Annotated in this window: 19 protein-coding genes; 8 read left to right on the top strand and 11 right to left on the bottom strand. The window is 61.7% G+C overall.

The features are described from left to right. Positions 1-108: 108 nt before the first annotated feature. Entirely contained in the window at positions 109-1,353 is a 1,245-nt protein-coding gene (gene mshA / locus AC6CH8_RS12860; protein WP_498190926.1) for a D-inositol-3-phosphate glycosyltransferase, read from the top strand. Positions 1,354-1,452: 99 nt separating this feature from the next. Continuing rightward, positions 1,453-3,141 carry a formate--tetrahydrofolate ligase gene (locus tag AC6CH8_RS12855; RefSeq protein WP_498190924.1) on the top strand — a complete coding sequence of 563 codons (1,689 nt, stop codon included), beginning with the start codon at positions 1,453-1,455 and terminating at the stop codon, positions 3,139-3,141. A 191-nt stretch (positions 3,142-3,332) separates the two neighbouring features. On the opposite strand, the gene AC6CH8_RS12850 is transcribed toward AC6CH8_RS12855, so the two are convergent. From AC6CH8_RS12850 to glmS, 8 genes are all read right to left on the bottom strand, one after another. Continuing rightward, a complete protein-coding gene (locus AC6CH8_RS12850) occupies positions 3,333-4,418 on the bottom strand; it encodes an inositol-3-phosphate synthase (protein WP_017200299.1) in 1,086 nt (361 codons plus the stop codon). Between the two features lie 168 nt (positions 4,419-4,586). Further along, positions 4,587-5,624, bottom strand: coding sequence for an L-glyceraldehyde 3-phosphate reductase (mgrA, locus tag AC6CH8_RS12845; RefSeq protein WP_498190923.1), 1,038 nt, complete (start codon positions 5,622-5,624; stop codon positions 4,587-4,589). Between the two features lie 80 nt (positions 5,625-5,704). Next, positions 5,705-7,477 carry a malto-oligosyltrehalose trehalohydrolase gene (gene treZ / locus AC6CH8_RS12840; protein WP_498190996.1) on the bottom strand — a complete coding sequence of 591 codons (1,773 nt, stop codon included), beginning with the start codon at positions 7,475-7,477 and terminating at the stop codon, positions 5,705-5,707. A gap of 75 nt (positions 7,478-7,552) precedes the next feature. Continuing rightward, the gene (gene treY, locus AC6CH8_RS12835; protein WP_498190921.1) at positions 7,553-9,865 is read right to left on the bottom strand and encodes a malto-oligosyltrehalose synthase; all 2,313 of its coding nucleotides are present in this window, start codon (positions 9,863-9,865) and stop codon (positions 7,553-7,555) included. Beyond that, positions 9,862-12,144, bottom strand: a complete 2,283-nt coding sequence (gene glgX / locus AC6CH8_RS12830; protein ID WP_498190919.1) for a glycogen debranching protein GlgX — start codon at positions 12,142-12,144, stop codon at positions 9,862-9,864. Before glgX ends, treY begins: the two co-directional genes overlap by 4 nt. Before the next feature lie 69 nt (positions 12,145-12,213). After that, a complete protein-coding gene (locus AC6CH8_RS12825; RefSeq protein ID WP_498190917.1) occupies positions 12,214-13,791 on the bottom strand; it encodes an NAD(P)H-hydrate epimerase in 1,578 nt (525 codons plus the stop codon). A 17-nt stretch (positions 13,792-13,808) separates the two neighbouring features. Further along, entirely contained in the window at positions 13,809-14,156 is a 348-nt protein-coding gene (locus AC6CH8_RS12820) for a holo-ACP synthase (protein WP_011775548.1), read from the bottom strand. A gap of 4 nt (positions 14,157-14,160) precedes the next feature. Continuing rightward, a complete protein-coding gene (gene glmS / locus AC6CH8_RS12815) occupies positions 14,161-16,044 on the bottom strand; it encodes a glutamine--fructose-6-phosphate transaminase (isomerizing) (RefSeq protein ID WP_420178597.1) in 1,884 nt (627 codons plus the stop codon). A 139-nt stretch (positions 16,045-16,183) separates the two neighbouring features. Between glmS and coaA the strand changes: the two genes are divergently transcribed. Continuing rightward, complete coding sequence (coaA, locus tag AC6CH8_RS12810; RefSeq protein WP_011775550.1) at positions 16,184-17,155, top strand: type I pantothenate kinase; 972 nt, start codon at positions 16,184-16,186, stop codon at positions 17,153-17,155. A 1-nt stretch (position 17,156) separates the two neighbouring features. Then, positions 17,157-18,029, top strand: coding sequence for a M15 family metallopeptidase (locus AC6CH8_RS12805; protein ID WP_498190914.1), 873 nt, complete (start codon positions 17,157-17,159; stop codon positions 18,027-18,029). Positions 18,030-18,119: 90 nt separating this feature from the next. On the opposite strand, the gene glmM is transcribed toward AC6CH8_RS12805, so the two are convergent. From glmM to rplM, 3 genes are all read right to left on the bottom strand, one after another. Next, positions 18,120-19,484, bottom strand: a complete 1,365-nt coding sequence (gene glmM / locus AC6CH8_RS12800; protein ID WP_498190912.1) for a phosphoglucosamine mutase — start codon at positions 19,482-19,484, stop codon at positions 18,120-18,122. Between the two features lie 153 nt (positions 19,485-19,637). After that, positions 19,638-20,144: a 30S ribosomal protein S9 gene (gene rpsI, locus AC6CH8_RS12795; RefSeq protein WP_017200290.1), complete on the bottom strand. Its 507-nt coding sequence runs from the start codon at positions 20,142-20,144 to the stop codon at positions 19,638-19,640. Positions 20,145-20,182: 38 nt separating this feature from the next. Further along, the gene (gene rplM, locus AC6CH8_RS12790) at positions 20,183-20,626 is read right to left on the bottom strand and encodes a 50S ribosomal protein L13 (RefSeq protein WP_024817563.1); all 444 of its coding nucleotides are present in this window, start codon (positions 20,624-20,626) and stop codon (positions 20,183-20,185) included. 289 nt (positions 20,627-20,915) lie between these two features. Here rplM and AC6CH8_RS12785 point away from each other — a divergent pair, with 289 nt between their 5' ends. The 4 genes from AC6CH8_RS12785 to AC6CH8_RS12770 all read left to right on the top strand — a co-directional run bounded on the left by AC6CH8_RS12785 (position 20,916) and on the right by AC6CH8_RS12770 (position 23,672). After that, complete coding sequence (locus AC6CH8_RS12785; RefSeq protein ID WP_498190909.1) at positions 20,916-21,560, top strand: prepilin peptidase; 645 nt, start codon at positions 20,916-20,918, stop codon at positions 21,558-21,560. Positions 21,561-21,877: 317 nt separating this feature from the next. Beyond that, entirely contained in the window at positions 21,878-22,075 is a 198-nt protein-coding gene (locus tag AC6CH8_RS12780) for a Flp family type IVb pilin (protein ID WP_178997174.1), read from the top strand. Positions 22,076-22,170: 95 nt separating this feature from the next. After that, the gene (locus AC6CH8_RS12775) at positions 22,171-22,620 is read left to right on the top strand and encodes a TadE family protein (RefSeq protein ID WP_498190908.1); all 450 of its coding nucleotides are present in this window, start codon (positions 22,171-22,173) and stop codon (positions 22,618-22,620) included. Beyond that, on the top strand, positions 22,608-23,672 hold the full coding sequence (locus AC6CH8_RS12770) for a pilus assembly protein TadG-related protein (protein ID WP_498190906.1): 1,065 nt from the start codon (positions 22,608-22,610) through the stop codon (positions 23,670-23,672). Before AC6CH8_RS12775 ends, AC6CH8_RS12770 begins: the two co-directional genes overlap by 13 nt. The last annotated feature ends 3 nt before the right edge of the window (positions 23,673-23,675 follow it).

Here is a 23,675-nt window from a genome sequence, read left to right as displayed (position 1 = left end):
AGCAGCCTTGTCCACATAGCGGGGCTTGCTCGGCCCGGGACTCGAGCGCAGGAGTAGTGTTTTCTGCAGGGCAAAGCTGATTATTGCCGTGATCGTGAGGAGGACCGGGTGCCGTTGATCCGTCGTGTGGCGTTCCTGTCGTTGCATACCTCCCCCATGGAGCAGCCCGGCGCGGGAGATGCCGGCGGAATGAACGTCTACGTCCGCGCCCTGGCCATGGCACTGGCCGAGTCCGGTGTGGAGGTGGAGATCTTCACCCGTTCCACGAAAACCGGACAGCCCGCCGTCGAGCATCCCGGGCCGGGCGTCTGCGTCCATAACGTCATGGCTGGACCGCGCCGCAAGCTGCCCAAGGAAGAACTACCGGCGCTCCTGCACCACATGGTGGAAGAAATCGACAAGATCCGCCACCGACAGCTCCATGGGCGTTACGACGCGATCCATTCCCACTACTGGGTTTCCGGGGTGGCAGGGCTTGAGTTGTCAGAACTCTGGGGTGTCCCGCTGGTCCACACCATGCACACCATGGCAAAGGTCAAGAATCTCGTCCTGGAGTCCGGAGAACGGCCTGAGCCACGGCGCCGCGAAGAAGGCGAACAACGGATTGTTGACGGTGCCTCGCGGCTGGTTGCCAACACTCCTGCCGAGGCGGACGAACTGGTTTCCCATTACGGAGCAGACCTTGACCGGATCGACGTCGCGCCACCCGGGGTGGACCTGCAGGTGTTCACCCCGTCATTCCGGAAGAAGTCCCGTTCCCTGCGGGGAGTCAGGCCCGACAGCTTCCATATCCTCTTCGCCGGAAGGATCCAGCGACTCAAGGGCCCGCAGGTTTTCGTCAAGGCGGCCGGGATCCTGCGCCAACGCAGGCCTGATATCGATCTGGAAATGACTATTCTGGGTTCCCTTAGCGGCGCCAAGGACTTCAACCTCCAGCACTTCATCGAAGACGCCGGACTGGCCGACGTCGTCACTCACCGGCCGCCTGTCGTGGCACCGGAGCTGGCCAGTTGGTTCCGGTCCGCTGACGTGGTGGTGATGCCGTCCTTCAGCGAATCCTTCGGCTTGGTGGCGTTGGAAGCACAGGCGTGCGGTACGCCCGTGGTGGCAACCAACGTTGGTGGCCTCTCCCGAGCCATTTCGGACGGAAGAACCGGCCTGCTGGTGGACGGACACGACTCCTCCGACTGGGCCGACGCCCTTGAGGATCTTTACGACGACGTCCAAACCCGGGAGGACATGGGCCGGCTCGCTGCCACCCACGCCGAGTCCTTTGGATGGCAGCGCACTGCAGCGATCACCTTGGAAAGTTATCGGGAGGCCGTCGGCGGCCTGCTGCTTCCCCGGCGCTGAGTCTCCGCTCGTATCCGCTCCCGGGCTGATAGATTGTCGCGCACAGCGAAAGAACCCCAGCAGCCGCATCCCCGCTGCGGGCAGAGCCGAAGGACAAGGATGTCTGAAAACAAGGTCCTGAGTGATCTTGAAATTGCCCACCACGCCACCATGCTTCCCATTGAAGACATCGCCGAACGCGCAGGCATCAATGTGGACGCCCTCGAGCTGTATGGGCCCTACAAGGCCAAAATCAACCGGGCCAAGCTGGTACTCCCCCAGGGAAAAGCCCCCGGCAAGGTGGTGCTGGTCTCTGCCATGTCTCCCACCCCGGCAGGCGAAGGCAAATCCACCACCACAGTGGGACTCGCAGACTCCTTGGCCCGTGCAGGGCACAAAGTGATGATCGCCCTGCGTGAGCCCTCTCTAGGCCCCATCCTGGGCATGAAGGGTGGGGCTACCGGCGGCGGGTACTCCCAGGTGTTGCCCATGGATGACATCAACCTGCACTTCACCGGGGACTTCCACGCCATCACGTCTGCGAACAACGCCCTCATGGCACTCGTGGACAACCACATATTCCAAGGCAATCAACTCGGAATCGATCCCCGGCGCATGACGTTCAAACGCGTCCTGGACATGAACGACCGCTCGCTACGGGAAGTTGTCATTGGTCTCGGCGGACCCATACAAGGAGTACCTCGGCAGGACGGCTTCGACATCACCGTCGCCTCGGAAATCATGGCGGTCTTCTGCCTCGCCACGGACCTCGACGACCTTCGGGCCCGGCTGGGGCGCATCACCTTCGGGTACACCTACGATCGCACCCCTGTCACCGTCTCAGACCTCGGCGTGGAGGGTGCACTGACAATGCTCCTGAAAGACGCCATCAAGCCGAACCTCGTCCAAACCATCGCGGGCACCCCTGCGTTGGTGCACGGCGGACCCTTCGCGAACATTGCCCATGGCTGCAATTCCCTGATCGCTACCGTCACCGCCATGCAGCTTGCGGACATCGTGGTCACTGAAGCCGGCTTCGGCGCAGACCTCGGCGCTGAGAAGTACATGGACATCAAGGCGCGCATCGCCGACGTGGCGCCATCCGCCGTCGTGGTGGTTGCAACAATCCGCGCCCTCAAAATGCAGGGCGGGGTTCCCAAGGAGAAACTCAGCGAGCCAAACGTCGAGGCCATGGCAGCAGGCGTCGAGAACTTGAAAAGGCACGTGGGCAACGTTGCGAAGTTCGGCATTTCGCCCGTTGTATCCATCAACAAGTTTGGAACCGACACTCCCGAGGAACTTGAGTGGCTCCTCGCCTGGTGTGCAGCAGAAGGCGTGGAAGCCGCCGTCGCTGATGTTTGGGGCCGCGGAGGCGGAGGCGACGGCGGTGACGAGCTCGCAGCCAAAGTGGCGGCGGCTTTGGATGCGCCGTCCAACTTCCGTCACCTGTACCCGCTGGAACTGAGCGTCGAGGACAAGATCCAAACGATTGTGCAGGAGATCTACGGGGCCGATGGCGTGGAGTTCTCAGTTCCGGCACTCAGGCGCCTCGCCGAGATCGAGAAAAATGGCTGGTCAGGGCTCCCTGTGTGCATGGCCAAGACCCAGTATTCCTTCACCGACGATGCCTCCAGGCTTGGTGCGCCCAAGGGATTCCGGGTGCACGTCCGCGAACTGATTCCCAAGACGGGTGCCGGGTTCATTGTTGCGTTGACCGGCGCGGTGATGACCATGCCTGGCCTCCCCAAGGAACCCGCCGCGATGCGCATGGACGTCGACTCGGACGGTAACCCCACGGGCCTTTTCTAACCATCTCTCACATCCCACCCCCTCCAACCCGACCATCTCTCACATCCCACCCCCTCCAACCCGACCATCTCTCGCTCTTCTGAAGAAAGTGATAGAGCGTCCGGCCCAAGCCCGAGGGATCTGATAGAGCGTCCGGGATACGACAAACGCCCCCGCATCGGAATACGGGGGCGTTTGGTGTAACGGGGTGTTTAGCGTTCGATGTCGCCGCGGATGAAGGCTTCAACCTTGTCGCGGGCGAGGTCGTCGTTGAACTGCTCCGGCGGCGACTTCATGAAGTAGCTGGAAGCTGAAAGCAGCGGGCCGCCGATGCCACGGTCCAGGCCGATCTTCGCAGCGCGGATGGCGTCGATGATCACGCCGGCAGAGTTCGGCGAGTCCCACACTTCGAGCTTGTACTCAAGGGAAACGGGAGCGTCACCGAAGTTGCGGCCCTCAAGGCGGACGAAGGCCCACTTGCGGTCGTCGAGCCATGCAACGTAGTCGGACGGTCCAATGTGGACATCGTCGGCGTGCAGCTCAGCCTCGACGTTGGAGGTAACGGCCTGGGTCTTGGAGATCTTCTTGGACTCCAGGCGGTCGCGTTCCAGCATGTTCTTGAAGTCCATGTTGCCGCCGACGTTCAGCTGGTACGTGCGGTCCAAAGTGACACCGCGATCCTCGAACAGCTTGGCCATGACGCGGTGCGTGATAGTGGCACCGATCTGGCTCTTGATGTCGTCACCAACGATCGGGACACCGGCTTCAGTGAACTTGTCCGCCCACTCCTTGGTGCCTGCGATGAAGACGGGCAGCGCGTTGACGAAAGCAACACCGGCATCGATAGCGCACTGGGCGTAGAACTTGGCGGCCTGGTCCGAACCTACGGGCAGGTAGCACACCATGACGTCGGCCTTGGCCTCGCGGAGGGCGGCAACAATGTCAACGGCTTCTTCCGAGGCCTCGACGATGGTCTCGCGGTAGTACTTGCCGAGGCCGTCCAGGGTGTGGCCGCGCTGCACGGTCACACCAGTGGCCGGAACGTCGGCGATCTTGATGGTGTTGTTTTCGCTGGCACCGATGGCGTCTGCGAGGTCCAGTCCAACCTTTTTGCTATCGACGTCGAAAGCAGCAACGAACTGGACGTCGTTGACGTGGTACTGACCGAACTCAACGTGCATCAGACCCGGGATCGTGGCCTTGGGGTCAGCGTCGCGATAGTACTGAACACCTTGGACCAGCGATGCGGCGCAGTTACCTACGCCGACAATGGCAACACGAATCGGATGTGAAGACACGGAACTCCTTTTGAGAAATAACCTCAGGTGCCAGGCGCATCCCTGACTGAGTCCAGGGCACGGCTGATTGGCACGGCGCCATTCGGCGCACACTTGCATTGTAACCAACACAGCGGAAGCCGGTTTTGTTCCCTACCGGCTTCCACTGTTTATGTCAGTTCTTGAATGTTACTTCTGCGCCCACAGATTGATGTCCGACTCGACGGCGAACTCGTCAATCGCGGTCAGCTCGTCTGTAGTGAACTTCAGGTTGTTGATTGCGCTGAGAGTGTCCTCAAGCTGGCCCACGCTGGAAGCACCAATAAGTGCAGATGTCACCGGCGAACCCTTTGGCTGATCGCGAAGGATCCACGCAATGGCCATCTGTGCGAGGGTCTGCCCACGCCCCTCGGCAATGGCGTTCAATCCGCGCACGCGGTCCAGCTTGTCTTCAGTCAATGCGGACTCGGACAGGAAGCGTTCCTTGGCTGCTCGGGAGTCGGCCGGCACACCGTTGAGGTACCGGTTGGTGAGCATGCCCTGGGCGAGCGGTGAGAAGGCAATTGAACCGGCGCCCACTTGATCCAGCGCTTCATACAGGTTGGGCGACCCGTTTTCCGTCCACCTGTTCAGCATGGAGTAGCTGGGCTGGTGGATGAGCAGCGGGGTTCCGAGCTCCTTCAGAATGCGGGCAGCTTCGAGGGTTTGCTCCGGGGTATAGGAGGAGATGCCCGCGTAGAGTGCCTTGCCCGACCGGACCGCGTAGTCCAGCGCACCCATGGTCTCTTCCAGCGGCGTTTCGGGGTCGGGACGGTGGCTGTAGAAAATGTCCACATAGTCCAGGCCCATGCGCTCCAGCGACTGGTCGAGGCTGGAAATCAGGTACTTACGGGATCCCCATTCCCCGTACGGCCCGGGCCACATGTAGTAGCCGGCTTTGGTGGAGATGACCAGTTCATCGCGGTACGGCTTGAAGTCGTCCTTCAAGTGACGTCCGAAGTTGGTCTCGGCCGATCCGTCCGGCGGTCCGTAGTTGTTGGCGAGGTCAAAATGGTTCACGCCGAGGTCGAATGCCCGGCGCAGGATGGCGCGCTGTTCGTCGAAGCGTTTGTCGTCGCCGAAGTTGTGCCAGAGTCCCAGCGAGATGGCGGGGAGCTTGAGTCCGCTGCGTCCGACGCGGCGGTAGGGCATGGTTTCGTAGCGGTTTTCCGCAGCCGAATAAGTCATACGTACCATCCTGCCACTGCACAAACCGGGGTGACGGCGCTGTCCGCAATGTGGGCGCCGTCACCCTCGATCGGCGGGGCTTAGTGGACGCGCACGACGGCGGCGCTACCGCCGGGAAGCATCAATGTCCGGTCTTCCAAGGCTGCCTCGCTATCGGTGGCCAGCAGCACGGAACCGTTCAGTGGCGTCCCCAGTGCTTCGTCCCCGAAGTTGCAAACCACCCGGACTGAGCCGCGGGAGAACTGCAGCCAGTGTTCGTCATCGTCGAACTCAACGGAGGTCTCACCGAATCCACCGTCCGCCAGCTCCGGAGTGTTCCGGCGCAGCTGTGCTAAATCCTTGTACAGCTGCAGCAAGCGTGCGTGGTCGCCTTCTCCTGCTTCGTCCCACTTGAGCTTGGAACGCTCGAACGTTTCCGGGTCCTGCGGATCAGGGACCACGGCAGGGTCCCAACCCATACGTTCGAACTCCTTGATCCGCCCCTCCGCTGTGGCCTTCCCAAGCTCAGGCTCCGGGTGGGAGGTGAAGAACTGCCACGGCGTTGAGGCCCCAAATTCCTCGCCCATGAACAACATGGGCGTGAACGGGGACGTCATGGTCAGCACAGCCCCTATGGCCAGCTTTCCATACGACAACGAAGCTGTGAGCCGGTCGCCAGTTGCCCGGTTGCCGATTTGGTCGTGGTTCTGCAAGCAGACCACCAGCGCAGACGGCTGCGCCAAATCGTGCCTGATGGGCCGGCCGTGATGCCGTTCCCGGAAGCTGGAGTAGCTGCCATCGTGAAGGAAGCCATGTTGCAGGACCTTCGCCAGGACTGCCAGGGAGTCAAAGTCAGCGTAGTAGCCGGTAGTCTCCCCGCTGAGGTTGACGTGCACTGCGTGATGGAAGTCGTCGCTCCACTGGCCTTCCAACCCGTAACCATTGTCCTTGCGCGGATAGATGAGCCGCGGGTTGTTCAGGTCAGATTCAGCGATCATGGTCCGGGGAATTCCCGTCTCCGCCTCAATCTCATCTCCCAGCGCGCCGAACTCCTCAAGGATGTGCACGGCACGCTCGTCACGCAAGGCATGCACGGCATCGAGACGAAGTCCGTCCACATGGTAGTCCCGGAGCCACATCGCCGCATTTTCCAGGATGTAGCGGCGAACGTCATCCGAGCCGGGTCCGTCCAGGTTGACCGAATCACCCCACGTGTTGCCCTCACCCGATTTCAGGTAGGGACCGTACTTGGGCAGATAGTTGCCGCTCGGCCCGAGGTGGTTATAAACAACGTCCTGAATGACACCCAAACCGGCAGCATGAGCAGCATCCACAAAGCGCTGGTATGCCTCAGGTCCGCCATAGGGTTCGTGGACGGCATACCAAAGGACACCGTCATAGCCCCAGTTGTGGACACCGTTGAAGCCGTTGACCGGCAGCAGCTCGATGAAGTCGACACCAAGCTCCACCAAGTAGTCCAGCTTCCCGGCGGCGGCATCCAACGTCCCTTCTGGTGTGAAGGTACCCAAATGCATCTCGTAGATCACGGAACCTTTGAGATTCCGGCCTTTCCATCCGCCGTCCTTCCACTCGTGGGTGGAGGGATCGAAGGTCGCAGATAAACCGTGGACCCCGTCCGGCTGCCTCCGCGAGCGGGGATCGGGAAACGGCCCCTCCCCGTCAACGATGTAGCCGTACCGCACCCCGTCGGCTTGCTGCGTCGCCACATCAGCCGGCGCGCGCCACCAACCGCGGGCGCCGCCGTCGTGGTGGTGTTCCATGCCGTACTCCCGGTCTCCGGCCAGCAACCGAACAGAATCGGCGTTCGGTGCCCAGACGTCGTAACGGTTTTTTCCAGCAGCGTTTTCCAGCATCAAGTTCCCCTGTACGTGTTCAAGCGTGCTTGCAGTGACGATGTAGACGGTCAGCTCATCAGGACCGTCCAACAATCAGTCCGTGGGTACCAGTAGGGCCACCGGGTATTGCTCCAGCAAAGTGGCCACAGGCACAGCACCGGCCCCGTACGTAGCGCCAGTGAGTTCATCCCGGCATTCCACGGTCAGTTCGATTGACGTGTCCCGCCAGCCGCCTTCCCTGGCCAGGCGCTTGGGCAAGCGCGTGGCAACGGTGAGAGCTCCCCGACGGTCAGCCCCTCGATCGAAAGCCACCACGTGTGCGGCGGCAGGACCTTGGGCCGCGACGGGGAGGTAGCCGGCGAACAACCCGGGCCTGTCACGGCGCAACCTTAGTGCACGGGAGACCACCAGAAGTTTGGCAGCTTCCTCCGTGAACGCGGGCTTGGAACCATCATCCAGCTCCGCCAAGGCAGCGATGCGGGCTTGGAAGTCCACTGGCCGCCGGTTGTCAGGGTCAGTCAGCGAGCCGTCCCTGAATTCCGTCCCCTGGTAGACGTCGGGGACGCCGGGCATGGTCAGCTGGATCAGTTTGGCGGACAGCGAGTTGGACGTTCCATAGGGTTCGAGCTCGTCCACGAAGTTCGTCAGGGCGGCGGTTACCTCCGGGACGTCGAATACGGCGTCGACGGCGGCAGCCAACTTGCGCTCGAACTCCTGGTTGGGGTCGGTCCAGTTAGTGGAATTACCGGCCTCGCGGGCTGCTTTCAAGGCATAGGACTGTAAACGCTGGCGATCCGCGGGCCATGCGCCGACGATCGATTGCCAGATCAATGCCGAGAGGGGTCCATCGGGGATGGGGGCGAGTTCCTGGACGGTGCCGAGGAAAAGCTCCCATTCAGGTACTGCCTCGGAGATGACCGAGATCCTGGCCCTTGCGTCCTCGCTCCGCTTGGTGTCGTGGGTACTCAGCGTTGTCATGGAGAGCGGCAAGAGCTGCTGCCTGCGGGCCATTCGCTCATGGAAGACTCCACTGGGGATGGAGAATTCCGTGGGATCCGCGCCCACTTCCGTCAGTGATCCTAGCCGTGTATAGCGGAAGAACGCAGTGTCCTCCACACCTTTGGCCATCACCATGCCGGACGTCTGCTGGAAACGCCGGGCCAGCAAACTGGTCTCATCCAGCAAGAGCGGCTGAAGCTGGCCGAGGACGTTTGCCAGGTCGGGTCGCTCCTTGGCGGCATTTTCCACGGACTCTACGAGCGTCTTCCCGCCGTAGGGCAGATATGTCCTGTAGATGGGGAAGCAGCAAATTACTTCAGCCAGTGCGTCGGCTACCTTGGCGAACGGCAGCTCCAAGGTTTCGGGCACCAGGCGGGCCAACCGCAGGATTTCCGAGCGCAAAATGCCATCGGCGATGCGGCGCTTGGTGGCATGAATCATGGCGTGGTAATCCGCCGGAGCGTCCGCATTCCGCAGACGGGCATCGAGGGAGTTCAGGTACTCCTCCGCAGCCGGGTCCACAAAAAGGCGGTCAACGTCAGCCAAGGCGTCGTATCCTGTGGTCCCTTCGCAGTCGAAGGTCTCGGGCAGCCGCTCCCCCGGTTCCAGGATCTTCTCCACCAACAGGTAAGCGCCCCCCGTCACCTCGCGTAGCCTGGCGAGGTAACCCTCGGGGTCGGCGAGCCCATCCGGGTGGTCGATCCTCAGGCCGTCCACCAGACCTTCGCGGAACCAGCGGACAATCTCTTCATGGGACTCGTCAAAGACCCAGGGAACCTCGACGCGCACTCCGGCCAAGGTGTTCACTGCGAAGAACCGCCGGTAGTTCAGGTCTGCGTCAGCCCGGCGCCAGCCAACCAACTCATAGTGCTGCCGGGCATGGACCTCACGCGGGTTGTCCCCGGACGTGTACGTCCCCTCGGCCAACGGGAAACTGTGGTCGTAGTAGCGAAGTTCGTCGTCCACGACCTTCAGCTCGTCAAGGTCGTCGTCACTTCCCAGGACGGGGATGCGGATCTTCCCCCCGCCGAACTCCCAGTCGACGTCGAAGGCCTCGGCATACTTTGAGCCGCGGCCTTCCCTCAGCAGCTGCCACCACCATGCATTCTGCTTGGGCGAAGCAACGCCCATGTGATTCGGCACGATGTCGGCCAGGATGCCCAGGCCCTTGTCCTTCGCTGCCTTGGACAGGGCGGAGAGCCCTTCCGGGCCTCCCCTGGAGGGATCCACAGTGGAGGGATCGGTCACGTCATAGCCGTGGTCCGAGCCCTTTTCTGCAGTCAGGATCGGTGACACATAGACCCAGTCGATACCCAGGGACTGCAGGTATCCCGTGAGCTCAGCTGCATCCTGAAGAGTGAAGCTCGGGCGAATTTGGAGCCGATATGTGGAGACAGGGGTCCTCATGCGTTCGGCTCCTTCGTTTCACCTTCATCGTCATCGCCCTCGGGCGCAGCGCCCTTGTAATCGAACGGCAACGACGTCACCGCAGGGGCGGTGATGGATGCCGTTTCCGGAGTGCTCGTATGAGTCAGCGCGGCAAGGGAAGCTGCAACAGAGTGATCCGGTTCAATTTCCGGGGTGCTGTGGGCACGGAGTACCACCAGTGACTTACCGCCGACCATCAGGATCTGGTCGGGCTTGATAACGCCTGCTTCAGCGCCTTCTCCAGCGGTGTCGATCATGACATCCCAAGCGGGCGCATACTCGTCGGAAGGAATCCGGAAGCCTACTTCGTCCTGGTCGGCATTGAAGTACAACAGGAAGTTGACGTCAGTGATACGTCGGCCCTGTGTGTCCCGGCCATGGATGCCGTCGCCATTAAGGAACACGCCCACGGAGCGTCCCAGGGCTTCGTCCCAATCGGACGGCGTCATGGTGCTCGCGTCAGCATCCAGCCATACGATGTCCGGGAGCCGCTCGCCTTCACCACGCAACACCGGACGACCATCGAAGAATCGACTGCGCCGCAGGCTCGGGTGTTTGGCCCGGAGTGCGCTGACCGCCGCCGTGAACTCGATCAGGGGCTGGTCCACGTTGTCCCAGTTGATCCACGTGAGCTCGGAGTCCTGGCAGTAGCCGTTGTTGTTGCCGTTCTGCGTCCTGCCGAGTTCGTCGCCGTGCAGAAGCATGGGAACACCCTGGGACAGGAACAGCGAGGCAATGAAGTTGCGCTGCTGGCGTGCCCGCAGACCAAGGACGGTGGGATCATCCGTGGGCCCTTCCGCACCGCAATTCCAGGAACGGTTGTGGGATTCGCCGTCGTTGTTGCCCTCGCCGTTGGCTTCGTTGTGCTTCTCGTTGTAGGACACAAGGTCAGCCAGCGTGAAGCCATCGTGGGCGGTGACGAAGTTGATCGAGGCCACCGGGCGACGCCCGGAGTGCTCGTAAAGGTCCGCCGACCCTGTCAACCGGGATGCGAACTCGCCCAAGGTGGAAGGTTCGCCGCGCCAGAAGTCGCGGACGGTGTCGCGGTATTGGCCGTTCCACTCTGTCCACTGGGGAGGGAAGTTGCCCACTTGGTAACCGCCGGGCCCAACGTCCCAAGGCTCGGCAATGAGCTTCACCTGGGAGACCACCGGGTCCTGTTGGATGAGTTCGAAGAAGGTGGACAGCTTGTCCACATCGTAGAACTCACGGGCCAACGTGGAGGCGAGGTCAAAGCGGAATCCGTCTACGTGCATCTCGGTCACCCAGTAGCGCAGGGAATCCATGAGCAGCTGGAGGGAGTGCGGGCTGCGGACATTGAGCGAGTTGCCCGTGCCGGTGTAGTCCATGTAGTACTTCTGGTCGTCTTCCACCAGGCGGTAGTACGCGGAGTTATCAATGCCCTTGAAGGACAGCGTTGGTCCGAGGTGGTTTCCCTCGGCCGTGTGGTTGTACACGACGTCGAGGATGACCTCGATACCAGCTGTGTGCAGCGCCCGCACCATGGCCTTGAAGTCCTGGACCTGCTGTCCGGTATCACCCTTGGAGCTGTAGCTGTTGTGGGGCGCAAAGAAACCGATGGTGTTGTAGCCCCAGTAGTTGTTCAGGCCCTTGTCCTGCAGGATGCCGTCATTGACGAACTGGTGCACCGGCATGAGTTCGATCGCCGTGATCCCCAGCTTCTGCAGATGGGAAATAACCGCCGGGTGGGCGACGCCGGCATATGTGCCGCGCTGCTCCTCGGGCACTTCCGGATGCATCTGGGTGAGGCCCTTGACGTGCGCTTCATAGATTACGGACTTGTGATACGGAATGCGCAGGAGCTTGTCACCGTCCCAGTCGAAGAACGGGTTGATGACCACGCCCAGCATCATGTGCGGTGCAGAGTCCTCGTCGTTGCGCGAATCCGGGTCACCCATGTTGTATGAGAACAGGGCCGGGTCCCAGTCGATCTGACGGTGGATGGCCTTGGCGTAAGGATCCAGCAGCAGCTTGTTGGGATTAAAGCGTTGGCCCTCGTCAGGGTTGTAGGGGCCGTGCACCCTGTAGCCGTACTTCTGTCCCGGTTGGGCCTGCGGCAGATAGCAGTGCCATACGTAACCATCCACTTCGGTAACGTCTACGCGGACTTCCCCGCCGTCGTCGTCGAAGAGACACAATTCCACTTTTTCGGCCTTCTCGCTAAAAAGCGCGAAGTTGGTGCCGGTGCCGTCAAAGGTGGCACCCAGCGGATAAGCCGATCCAGGCCAGACTTCCATGCGTTCTCCTCTTGATGATGCGAACAACTGTTGCAAGCCTACTCAAGCCCCCAGACACCGACAGCAACCTTACGGTCTTGTTGGGTCGTATTCCGCGCTGAGCGAACCAATAACGCGGGGTACAGCCTCCGCGATCGCCGAGGCTGTAAGGGGTCCTCCGTCGAAATCTGCCGATGCCAGAGCACCAGCCCGGCCGTGAACGCTTGCAGCAACCGCGGCCAGGGCAGCCCAGCGGTCGGCGGGGTCCATGCACAAGGCGGCATATGCGCCGTCGTCGTGCCGGATGGATTCCGCAGCCTGCGCCAGAAGGGCGCCCAGAACGCCGGCCAGGACATCGCCGCTCCCTGCGGTGGCCATCCACGCGGTGCCTTCGGATTGGCTGAACACCACGCCCGACGGCGACGACACCAGCGTGGTGGCACCCTTCAGGAGCACTGTGGCACCGGTCTGCTCGGCGGCCTGCCGCACGAAGTGGAGGGGCCGGGATTCGACGTCGTCGCGGGTCACCTTCACTTCCCCCGTGGAAGGAAGCGAGTTCAGCAAGGTAGCCAGCTCGCCGGCATGGGGTGTCAGTATCCAATGAGCGGGGCAGCGTTCCGGCAGGAGGCTCAAGGCCCCGGCGTCGACGACCACCGGCAAATCGTCAGCGAGGGCCAACGCACCGGCTTCCTTCGCCCGCTGCAGCTGTTCCTCGCCGTCAACCCCGGACCCCAGCAACCACGCTTGGACGCGGCCGGAATGATCCGCCTCCCACAAGGCTTCCGGAGTTCGGGCAAGCACCAGTTGGGCCGCGGATTGAGGTCCGAGATAGCGCACCATGCCCACTCCGGCGAGAGCCGCGGCGTGAACGCTCAGAGCAGCAGCTCCCGCGAAACGCGCCGAACCTGCTACTACTCCAAGGACGCCCCGCGAGTATTTATGCGCACGTCGGCCTGGCTTGGGCAGCAAAGTGCCAAGGTCCGAGTCAGTGAGGCGGCGAAGCTCAGGGCTGATACTTTCCAAGGATCGCTCAATCCCGATCGCCACCAGCTCCACGCGCCCGGCGCAGCCCTCACCCGGGTCGGCCATGAGTCCGGCTTTGATGCCGCCAAACGTCACGGTGATATCCGCATCCAGGACGGGCCAATGCACTTCCCCGCTGTTGGCGTCCAGTCCGCTGGGGAGGTCGCATGCCACCACCAGCCGGGGACGCAGTTCTTGAAGTGAAGCCACCAACTCCGCCGGGGCTTCCCTCAATCCCCCGCGGGCACCGGTCCCGAGCAGCGCGTCGATAATGCAGTCACTGCCCGCGCTGAGGACCGCAAGCTCCTCTGCGTTCCCGGCCTCCAGCTGGACAACGCGCCCGCCTGCTGCGACGAAAGCAGCCAAGGCTTCCTGGTGCACCTCAGGTGCGGCGAGTACCGCCGTCGTGCGCATTCCGCGACGGGCCAACAGTGCCGCAGCGAAAAGGCCGTCGCCACCATTGTTGCCCTTGCCGGCCAGCACCGTGACACTGGCGCCTGCAAGCTTTCGCCTGCTTTTGACCTCGCGAGCCACGGCTTGCGCCAAGCCATAAGCTGCCCGTTGCATCAGAACAGCGCCCTCACCGGAGTCCAGGAGCGGTTGTTCCGCATCCCTGATCTGTTGTCCGGTGAAGGCGCTGATCATTGTTTTATGAAGTTCGCTTAGCCCTCGGCGAGGACAGTCGCCGTGGCTATGCCGCCGTCGTGGCTCATGGACAAGTGCCAGCGCTTGACGCCCTTGGCCTCAGCCACAGCAAGCACTGTCCCCTTGACTTGAACGGTGGGTCCGTTCTCGTCGAGGCCAATCCAGCAATCCTGCCAGTTCATGCCCGCCGGAGCGCCCAGCACCTTGGCCACGGCTTCCTTGGCAGCAAAACGTGCAGCCAGGGACCGGGTGTTGAGTTCCCGCTCGGCAGGAACGAACAAGCGGTCCCGCAGTCCCGGTGTCCGTTCCAACTGCCGGCCGAACCGCTCGATGTCTACGACGTCTACGCCAATGCCAACAATCATGGCGTTATTCTACGGTCACGCTCTTGGCCAGGTTACGCGGCTGATCGACGTCGTAACCCTTGGCACCCGCGAGTTCAGCAGCGAAGATCTGCAGCGGAACGGTGGTGAGCAGCGGCATCAGCAGAGTGGGGGTCTCCGGTACGTAGAAGACGTGCTCTGCGTAATCCTTGACCGACTCGTCGCCCTCTTCAGCGATCACCAGGGTACGGGCACCACGTGCGCGGACTTCCTGGATGTTGCTGACTACCTTGGCGTGCAGGGAATCGCGGCCACGCGGGGACGGGACAACAACGAAGACCGGCTGGCCGTCGTCGATCAGGGCGATCGGACCGTGCTTGAGCTCGCCGGCGGCGAAGCCTTCAGCATGGATGTAGGCGATTTCCTTGAGCTTCAAGGCACCTTCCAGGGCTACCGGGTAGCCCACGTGGCGGCCCAGGAACAGGACGGACTTCTCGTCCTTCATGCTGCGGGCGAGCTCGCGCAGGGGCCCTGCGTTGTCCAGGATTTTCTGGATCTTGGCCGGGATCTTGTTGAGGTCCGCGAGGACATCCTTGATCTGGCCGGAGAAGATGTTGCCCCGCAGCTGGGCCAGGTACAGGCCCAGTAGGTACGCCGCTGTGATCTGCGCCAGGAATGCCTTTGTGGATGCAACGGCAATTTCAGGACCTGCGTGCGTGTAGAGCACGGCGTCGGATTCACGCGGGATGGTTGAACCGTTGGTGTTGCAGATGGAGATCGTCTTGGCGCCCTGCTCGCGGGCGTAGCGGACAGCCATCAGCGTGTCCATGGTCTCGCCCGACTGGCTGATGGAGACCACCAGCGTGTTGGAGTCAACGATGGGGTCACGGTAGCGGAACTCGTGTGCGAGCTCCACCTCGGTGGGGATCCGGCACCAGTTTTCGATTGCGTACTTGGCTACGAGACCGGCGTACGCTGCGGTACCGCAAGCCAGCACGATGATCTTGTCCACCTGCTTGAGGAGCTCAGGATCGATGCGGACTTCGTCAAGGGTGAGCTTGCCGTTGAGGTCCGAGCGGCCCAGGAGGGTCTGCGCTACGGCGTCCGGCTGGTCGTTGATTTCCTTCTCCATGAAGGAGCTGAATCCACCCTTTTCAGCCGAAGCGGGGTCCCAGTCAACGTGGTATTCCTTGCCCTCGGCGGGAGCGCCGAAGAAATCGGTGATCTCTACGGTGTCCGCGGTGATGGTGACAATTTGATCCTGTCCCAGTTCCACCGCGCGGCGGGTGTAGTCGATGAAGCCGGAAACGTCGGAGCCGAGGAAGTTCTCGCCATCGCCCAGGCCCACCACCAACGGGGAGTTGCGACGGGCGGCCACGACGACGTCGGGCTGGTCCGCGTGGACTGCGAGAAGGGTGAAAGCGCCTTCGAGTCGCTGGCAAGCCAGGCGCATCGCCTCGGTAAGGTTGCCGCCGTCGCCATTGAGCCGGGTGCGGAAGATGTCACCGATAAGGGCGGCTGCAACTTCGGTGTCGGTTTCCGACTCGAAGGTGACGCCCTTGCCCAGCAGTTCCTGCTTAAGCTCAGCGAAGTTCTCAATGATGCCGTTGTGAATGACTGCCAGCTTGCCGCCGTCGGAAAGATGCGGGTGTGCGTTGCGGTCGGTGGGCCCGCCGTGCGTAGCCCAACGGGTATGGCCGATGCCGGTCATGGACTCGGGAACGGGATTTGCTTCCAGTTCCGCGATCAGGTTGCTCAGCTTGCCGGACTTTTTACGGGACGAAATGGTCCCATCAGCGACTACTGCGACGCCGGCGGAGTCATAGCCGCGGTATTCCAGACGGCGCAGCCCTTCCACCACAACGTCAAGAGCGCTGTATCCAGCTGCCTTGCGAGACGAATTGCCAACATAGCCTACGATTCCACACATGGGTACAAGCCTAGCGGCTAGGGCAAACAACTGATGTGGGACATCCCCCCTCCACCCCCTTTCCGCGCGAGATCGACCACTCACAATTCACCTGCTCGTCGTCGCGCATTTCCTGATCCGCCCCGCGGAGGGCAGAATCATGAGCGTGACTTTGCAACGCACCGAAGCTAATGGCGACGGCGCTTCCCCGTTTGTAGAGCTGGACCGTCAAACGTGGTCCAGGCTTGCAGCGCAGATGGAGCAGCCCCTCAACGAAGAGGACATTTTCCGTCTCCGCGGCCTCGGCGATCCCTTGGACATGAAGGAAGTCCGGGAGGTTTACCTCCCGCTGTCACGCCTCCTGCACCTGTACGTCGAGGCGTCCCACCAGTTGCACGCAGCCACCACCACCTTCCTGGGCGAGCAAACCCAGCGGACGCCGTTCGTGATCGGCGTGGCCGGTTCAGTTGCTGTTGGTAAGTCCACCATCGCCCGCGTGCTCCGGGAAATGCTCAGGCGCTGGCCCGGAACTCCCAACGTGGAACTCATCACCACAGATGGTTTTCTCTACCCCTTGGCCGAGCTGAAGCGCCGGCATCTGCTGGAGCGCAAGGGTTTTCCGGAGTCCTACGACCGCCGCGGCCTTCTTCGCTTCGTCTCGGAAGTCAAAGGCGGTGCCGAGGAAGTCCGCGCCCCTTGGTACTCCCACGTCACTTACGACATCGTGCCGGGCAAGGAAGTCGTGGTGCGGCGACCCGACGTCCTGATCGTTGAAGGCCTCAACGTCCTGGCCCCCGCCCGTCCCCGCATGGACGGCAAACAAGGACTGGCTGTCAGCGACTTCTTTGATTTCTCCATCTATGTCGACGCCAAAACTTCCTATATTGAGGAGTGGTACGTAGACCGCTTCCGGAAGCTGCGGACCACAGCCTTCGCCCAGCCCGAGTCCTACTTCCACCGCTACGCCACGTTGTCCGACGACGACGCCGAATCCACCGCACGCGGCATTTGGAAACGCATCAACGAGCCAAACCTTGAGGAGAACGTGCTGCCTACCCGCGGACGTGCACAGCTGGTCCTTACCAAGGACGCAGACCACTCCATTCGCCGCATGCTGCTGAGGAAGGTCTAGCTTGCAGAACAATCCTCAACCACTGCCCAGCCGGCGGGTTTTCGCGAGCCTCCTGACCGCTGGTGCCGGAATGGCAGCCCTGGCCGCCTGCACGCCGGACAACACCACTCCCTCCCCTGTCGCAGCCAACGCCGCCAGCGACGTCCCCTCGGCCTCTGCAGCGTCCTCCGTGGCCACGCCCAGCGCCGCTACCACCGAGCCTGCACCCGTTGAGCCTGCACCCTCCAGCGACATACCTGCCAGCACCGCTCCCTCGCATTCCGTAGCCCCTCAGCACTCGCTGACGGATCCGGCGAGCCCCTGGGTTGTAGTCAACAAGCACCGGCCATTGGCTCCCCAGGATTTCGTTCCGACAGATTTGGTGCAGCCGGGCGTACGGCTCGCCGTCAGCGGCGAAGCGGCTCTGCTTAACAGCACGACGGCGTCTGCCGCAGAAAAGATGTTCGGCGCAGCCGCCGCGGAGGGCGTCATCATGACGTTGGCCTCCGGTTACCGTTCTTATTCCACTCAGGTGACTACCTACAACGGATATGTAGCCAGTACCGGTCAGGCTGCAGCGGACCGCGCGTCCGCCCGCCCAGGGCACTCAGAGCATCAGACTGGTTGGTCCTTCGACATTGGCGACGGCGCGGGTGCCTGCAGCTTCCAACCTTGCTTTGCCGAACAGCCCGCCGCTGTGTGGGCGAAAGCCAATGCCCACAAGTTCGGCTTTGTGGTCCGCTATCCGTGGATGTTCCACGACACCACCGGGTACTTTTACGAGTCCTGGCACCTGCGTTACATCGGCGTGGAAGCAGCCACGGACATGGTCACGAGCGGCATTGCGACCGTGGAAGAGTATTTTGGGCTCGAAGCAGCGCCGGACTACCTCTAGTACATGATGCTTAGGCTCTAGTCCTTAAACACTGAGGCCCGCGCCCCTGCTTCAACTCAAGCAAGGGAGCGGGCCAAAAAGTGTGCTTTCCTAGACTGCCATTTCGCTGGGGGCGCCCAAACGGTCCTTGACCACGGCAGCAAGACCCTTGCAGATGCGCTCGGCTGTTTCCATGTCAGCGGCTTCCACCATGACTCGGACCAACGCCTCGGTGCCTGAGGGGCGGAGCAGCACACGGCCGGTTTCACCCAGTTCAAGCTCAGCTGCTGCAACGGCCTGGGCAACGCCCTCGTCCGTGGCGGCACGGGCCTTGTCCACGTCCTTGACGTTGATCATGAGCTGCGGAAGCTTGGTCATGGCGCTGGACAGGTCCTTGAGGCTGCGGCCCGTCAGCGCAACCTGCGCGGCAAGCTGGAGACCAGTCAGAACACCATCACCCGTGGTGGCGAAGTCCGAGAAGATCACGTGGCCGGACTGTTCGCCACCAAGGTTGTACCCGCCGTCGCGCATTTCCTCCAGAACGTAACGGTCACCAACTCCGGTCTCGCGGATGGTGATACCGGCATCGCGAAGGGCGATCTTGAGGCCAAGGTTGCTCATGACCGTGGCAACAAGGATGTTGTCCTTGAGCTTTCCGGCTTCCTTGAGTGCCAACGCCAGGATCGCCATGATCTGGTCGCCGTCCACTTCATTGCCTTCATGGTCAACGGCCAGGCAGCGGTCGGCGTCGCCGTCGTGCGCTACCCCAAGGTCCGCGCCGTGCTTGACCACCGCTTCCTTCAGCGGGCCCAGGTGCGTGGAACCCACGCCGTCGTTGATGTTCAGGCCGTCCGGCTCTGCTCCGATCACCACGACGTCAGCCCCGGCGTCCTTGAACACCTGGGGCGAACAGCCACTTGCTGCGCCGTGGGCGCAGTCCAGGACCACCTTCAGGCCTTCCAAACGCTTGGGGAGCGTGCCCAGCAGGTGCACGATGTACCTGTCCTCGGCGTCTGAGAACCGCTGGATGCGTCCGACTTCGGCGCCTACCGGCCGCTGGGGCTCTTTACCCAGCTGCGCCTCGATGGCGTCCTCAACATCGTCCGGAAGCTTTTGACCGCCCCGGGCGAAGAACTTAATACCGTTGTCCGGAGCCGGGTTGTGGGAGGCCGAGAGCATGACGCCGAAGTCGGCGTCGAGATCTGCCACCAAGTAAGCGGCTGCGGGCGTGGGGAGCACACCGGCGTCGTACACGTCGATGCCAGAGCTTGAAAGCCCGGCTTCAACGGCAGCGGCAAGGAATTCGCCGCTGGCCCGGGGGTCCCTGGCGACGACGGCGCGCGGCCGTCTCCCATCGCTTGTGCGGTCATGGCCGAGTACGACGGCAGCTGCCTGCGCGAGCTGCATAGCCAGTTCGGCGGTGAGCAATCCGTTCGCGAGACCGCGGACGCCATCTGTTCCAAATAATCTAGACATCGGGTCAAGTTTAGACGACGCCGGGACAGCACTGGTTCAAGGGGCCGCCGGAGGGTCACATGCGGCGGCCCTCTTGACTCCCCTGTCCGGGTTCTGAAACGACGAAAGCCCGCCCCGCCGAAACGGCGGAACGGGCTTTCGAGTAAGCGCAGATTAACGCTTGGAGTACTGCTGAGCCTTACGTGCCTTCTTGAGACCAGCCTTCTTGCGCTCGATGACGCGGGCGTCACGGCTCAAGTAACCGGCCTTCTTGAGGGTGGCGCGGTTGTTGTCGACGTCGATCTCGTTCAGCGAGCGAGCAACACCGAGACGCAGCGCACCGGCCTGGCCGGAGATGCCACCGCCGTGGATACGGGCGATGACGTCGTAGGCACCTTCGAGATCAAGGATCTTGAAGGGCTCGTTGACGTCCTGCTGGTGCAGCTTGTTCGGGAAGTAGTTGTCCAGCGTGCGGCCATTGATGGTCCACTTGCCGGAACCCGGAACAACGCGAACGCGTGCAACGGCTTCCTTGCGGCGACCAACTGCTGCACCGGCAACGGTCAGTGCCGGGCGCTCCTTCTTGGGCGCATCTTCACCAGATGTGCTTTCAGAGGTGTAGCTGGTGAGGGTTTCCTCAGCCTCGACGGCTTCGGCGGTCAGTTCTTCGTTCTGAGCCACGGTTCTCCTTGTAATGAAAAGTTGGTTGGTGGCCAGGACTACTGGGCGACCTGGGTGATTTCGAAAGTCTTCGGCTGCTGTGCAGCGTGGGGGTGCTCAGCGCCACGGTAGACCTTGAGCTTGCCCAACTGCTGTGCAGCGAGGGAGTTCTTGGGGAGCATGCCCTTGATGGCCTTCTCAACAGCGCGAACCGGGTTGGATTCCAACAGCTCGGCGTAGTTGACGGAGGTCAGGCCGCCCGGGTAACCGGAGTGGCGGTATGCGCGCTTCTGCTCCAGCTTGGCGCCGGTGAGGGCAACCTTTTCAGCGTTGATGATGATGACGAAGTCGCCCATGTCCATGTGGGACGCAAAGGTCGGCTTGTGCTTTCCGCGCAGCAGTGTTGCGGTCTGGCTGGCAAGACGACCAAGGACAACGTCGGTGGCGTCAATGACGTGCCACTGGCGGTTGATATCGCCGGGCTTCGGGGTGTACGTACGCACGGTTTTGCCTCGTTCTTGTTCTGGCGTTCATGTTTTAGGCGGCACGCAATAAGGCGTGCACCTATCTATGTATGCGCTACCGGAGCAGAGGTGAGGGCTCTATGTACCAGTTATCCCAAGATCTCGAAATGCCTCAGGAGTTAGCGATCCTGCAACTGGATCCCCCGGAAGGCATGTGTCATCGAGATAGGACACGCACAACGACTCTAAACAATACCGTCACTAGGGCGTCCGGGTCAAAATGGGGTAACCACCCCTAGGGGTAGCGCACCTTTACTAAGGGAGAAACATGACCGATGGCCCCGGCGTTCCGCTCCTCATTGCGCTCCTCGGGTTGCTGCTCAGCCCTACTGCCGAGCTAGTGATCGCCCGCACGCTGCCGCGACTCGGCGGCGCGCCTGCCCTCAAGGTCCGGATCACGACGGCGGCGGTCACCGCGCTGCTTTTTGGCTTACTGGCGTGGCGTTTTGGGTTTTCTCCGGAGTTGCCGGCATTTCTTTTGTTGGCATTGCTAGGAGTGCAGCTTTCGCGGATTGATTTCACCGTCCACTTGCTGCCGAACGCACTGGTTTTGCTTTTGTTTGGGGGCGGATTGGTCCTGCTCCTTGCCTCCGCTGCCCTCACGCCAGGATGGGCTGACTTGATTCGAGCTCTCGCCGGAGGGGCGATCCTGTTCGCCGGCTACTTAATTCTGGGACTTATTTCGCCGGGAAGCCTCGGAATGGGTGATGTGAAGCTTTCAGCGCCCCTGGGGCTGTACTTGGGGTACTTGGGTTGGGGCCAAGTACTCTTCGGGGGGCTTCTGGGATTCGTGGTGGGCGGGGTGCTCACGGTGCTGATGTTGCGCCTGCGATCAGCCGAAAAGCCCGTGGAGACGGCTCACGGCCCTGCAATGGTGGTCGCCGCTCTGGGCGTGGCCCTGTTCATGAACTAGCCGAGGTTAGTACGCCCTTCCTGTGACTTCGGGGTGCGCCGCAATTAATAAGGCTGCTTTGCAAACCAAGTAGTTTCCGCCTGTTATGGCGTCGAAACTGAGTACTCACTGCCTTCGCAGTGCGCCACCAAGTAATGAGTGGCCCATTAAATCGAGTACGACTACGCATTGTGGCTTCTGCCTGCCCTGGTGAATTCTTATCTCATCGAATTCCGAACCGCTAAAGGCAACATGGGGGCAGTTCGAAACTCGGACGAATTTCAATTCGGAGTTCGTTATTCATCATTTGCCAACTTTATTCTGGGAAGGATTTTCCAATGTCATCTCTCATGGTTTCCGTAATTTCGTTCATCGCCGGCGTCAAAGACCGCTTCACCTCCGAGGAGAAGGGTGCGACGGCTGTTGAATACGGCCTGCTCGTTGCCCTGATCGCGGCGGTCATCGTGGGCACCGTGCTCACACTCGGCACAGAGGTGCTGAAGGGCTTCACCACGGTCGTCACCACACTTCCGTAGCTCGGAACTGGCCGGCTTCATATCGAAACCCGGGCCGGCTGCTCCGATACACTCATCGGCTGCAGCCGGCCCGGAATCGTTTTCTGGGAGTTGCTATGAGATCCAAAGGTAGGAAGAGTAAAACGCTCTTTGACAGAAAGCCCTCTACCGCCAAAAGCCAGTCTGGTGCGGTAGCAGTTGAATTCGCACTTGTACTGCCGATATTCCTGGTGTTGGTACTCGGGATTTTTGAGTTCGGCCGGGCATTCAACATCCAGATTTCCTTGTCTGAGGCCGCTCGCGAAGCAGCCCGCTACGCAGCTATTCATCAATCAGATTCCAGCTACAGCGTCGGCGACGCGCAGGCGGCTGGTGTAGCCGCCGCGCCCACCGTGGACTTGGCTCCGGGCGACATCACCGTCACGTCGTCGGGCACAAGCCCGTGCAACGTGGAGGTCAATATCTCTTACAGCACGCCGTGGATGACTGGATTTCCAGGACTGGTGCCTGGGATGCCGGCCGAACTGGACATCTCCGGGACAGGAGTCATGCGATGCGGCGGCTGAAACACGATGATCGCGAGCGCGGCGCTGTTGCTCCCATGACCGCCATGCTGATGGTGGCCCTACTGGGCATGACTGCTTTCGCCGTAGATGTTGCCATGATGTACTCCGAGCACGCACAGCTGCAGAATGGTGCCGACTCATCAGCAATTGGCATCGCCCAGGCTTGTGCGCAGAACGCAGCTTCAGCCGACTGTGCTGCACCCACATCAGCAGCAACCTCCTTGGCGGGCTTGAATGCACTCGACGGTGTCAGCAATGCGCCGGAAGCCTCGGTAAATCTGGGCGCCGGGACCGTTGATGTCACCACCCAATCCCGCAACACCTCCGGCGATAATCACTTCACTCTGGTGTTCGCGCGAGCCTTGGGCGTCGAGACAGCCAACATCCAGGCCTCGGCCCAAGCTAAATTCGGCGGATTCTCAGCTACGGATGCCATCCCGCTGACGTTCTCCCAATGCGAGGCGGACCCGAGCTTCACCAAGGGCCTGCAGTTCTTCCCGGTTCACGGCACCACGCTTTCCGACGACCCGGACTACGCATGCCAGCACCAGTCTTCATCGGGATTCGAGCTTCCCGGTGGATTCGGCTGGCTCAAACACCCAGGCTCCACCTGCACGGTGCACATAGACATTGACGATCCCTGGTTGGAGGCCAACGAGGGCAATGATTTCGATTCCACCTGCACCGCTGCCTTCGCTTCCTGGGAGACCAAGCTCAAAGCCGGCAAGCCTGTGGAACTTCTCATTCCGATTTTCGAAACAGCCTGCCCAGTGAAGAAGGGTACGGGAACCAACCCCTGCGCTTCCTCACCCTACAAGAAGTCCTTCAAGATCGAGGCCTTCGCGCAGATCTCTCTCCGGGGGTGGCATCTCACGGGCGGCGGATCCAGCTACATGACCTCCGATGCCTCTGCCCTTCAGAAGTCCCTGGGTCTCAAGAACAGCGACACAGGCTTGTACGGCACCTTCATCAAGAAAGTAAGTCTGACGGAGGCCGCAACTCTGGGCGGCCCAACCACGTACGGCGCCTTGGGCGTCCAACTCACCGAGTAGTAA

The sequence above is a fragment of the Paenarthrobacter sp. GQ52 genome, from assembly GCF_059759005.1.
This window is presented reverse-complemented; position numbering and strand designations above follow the sequence as displayed.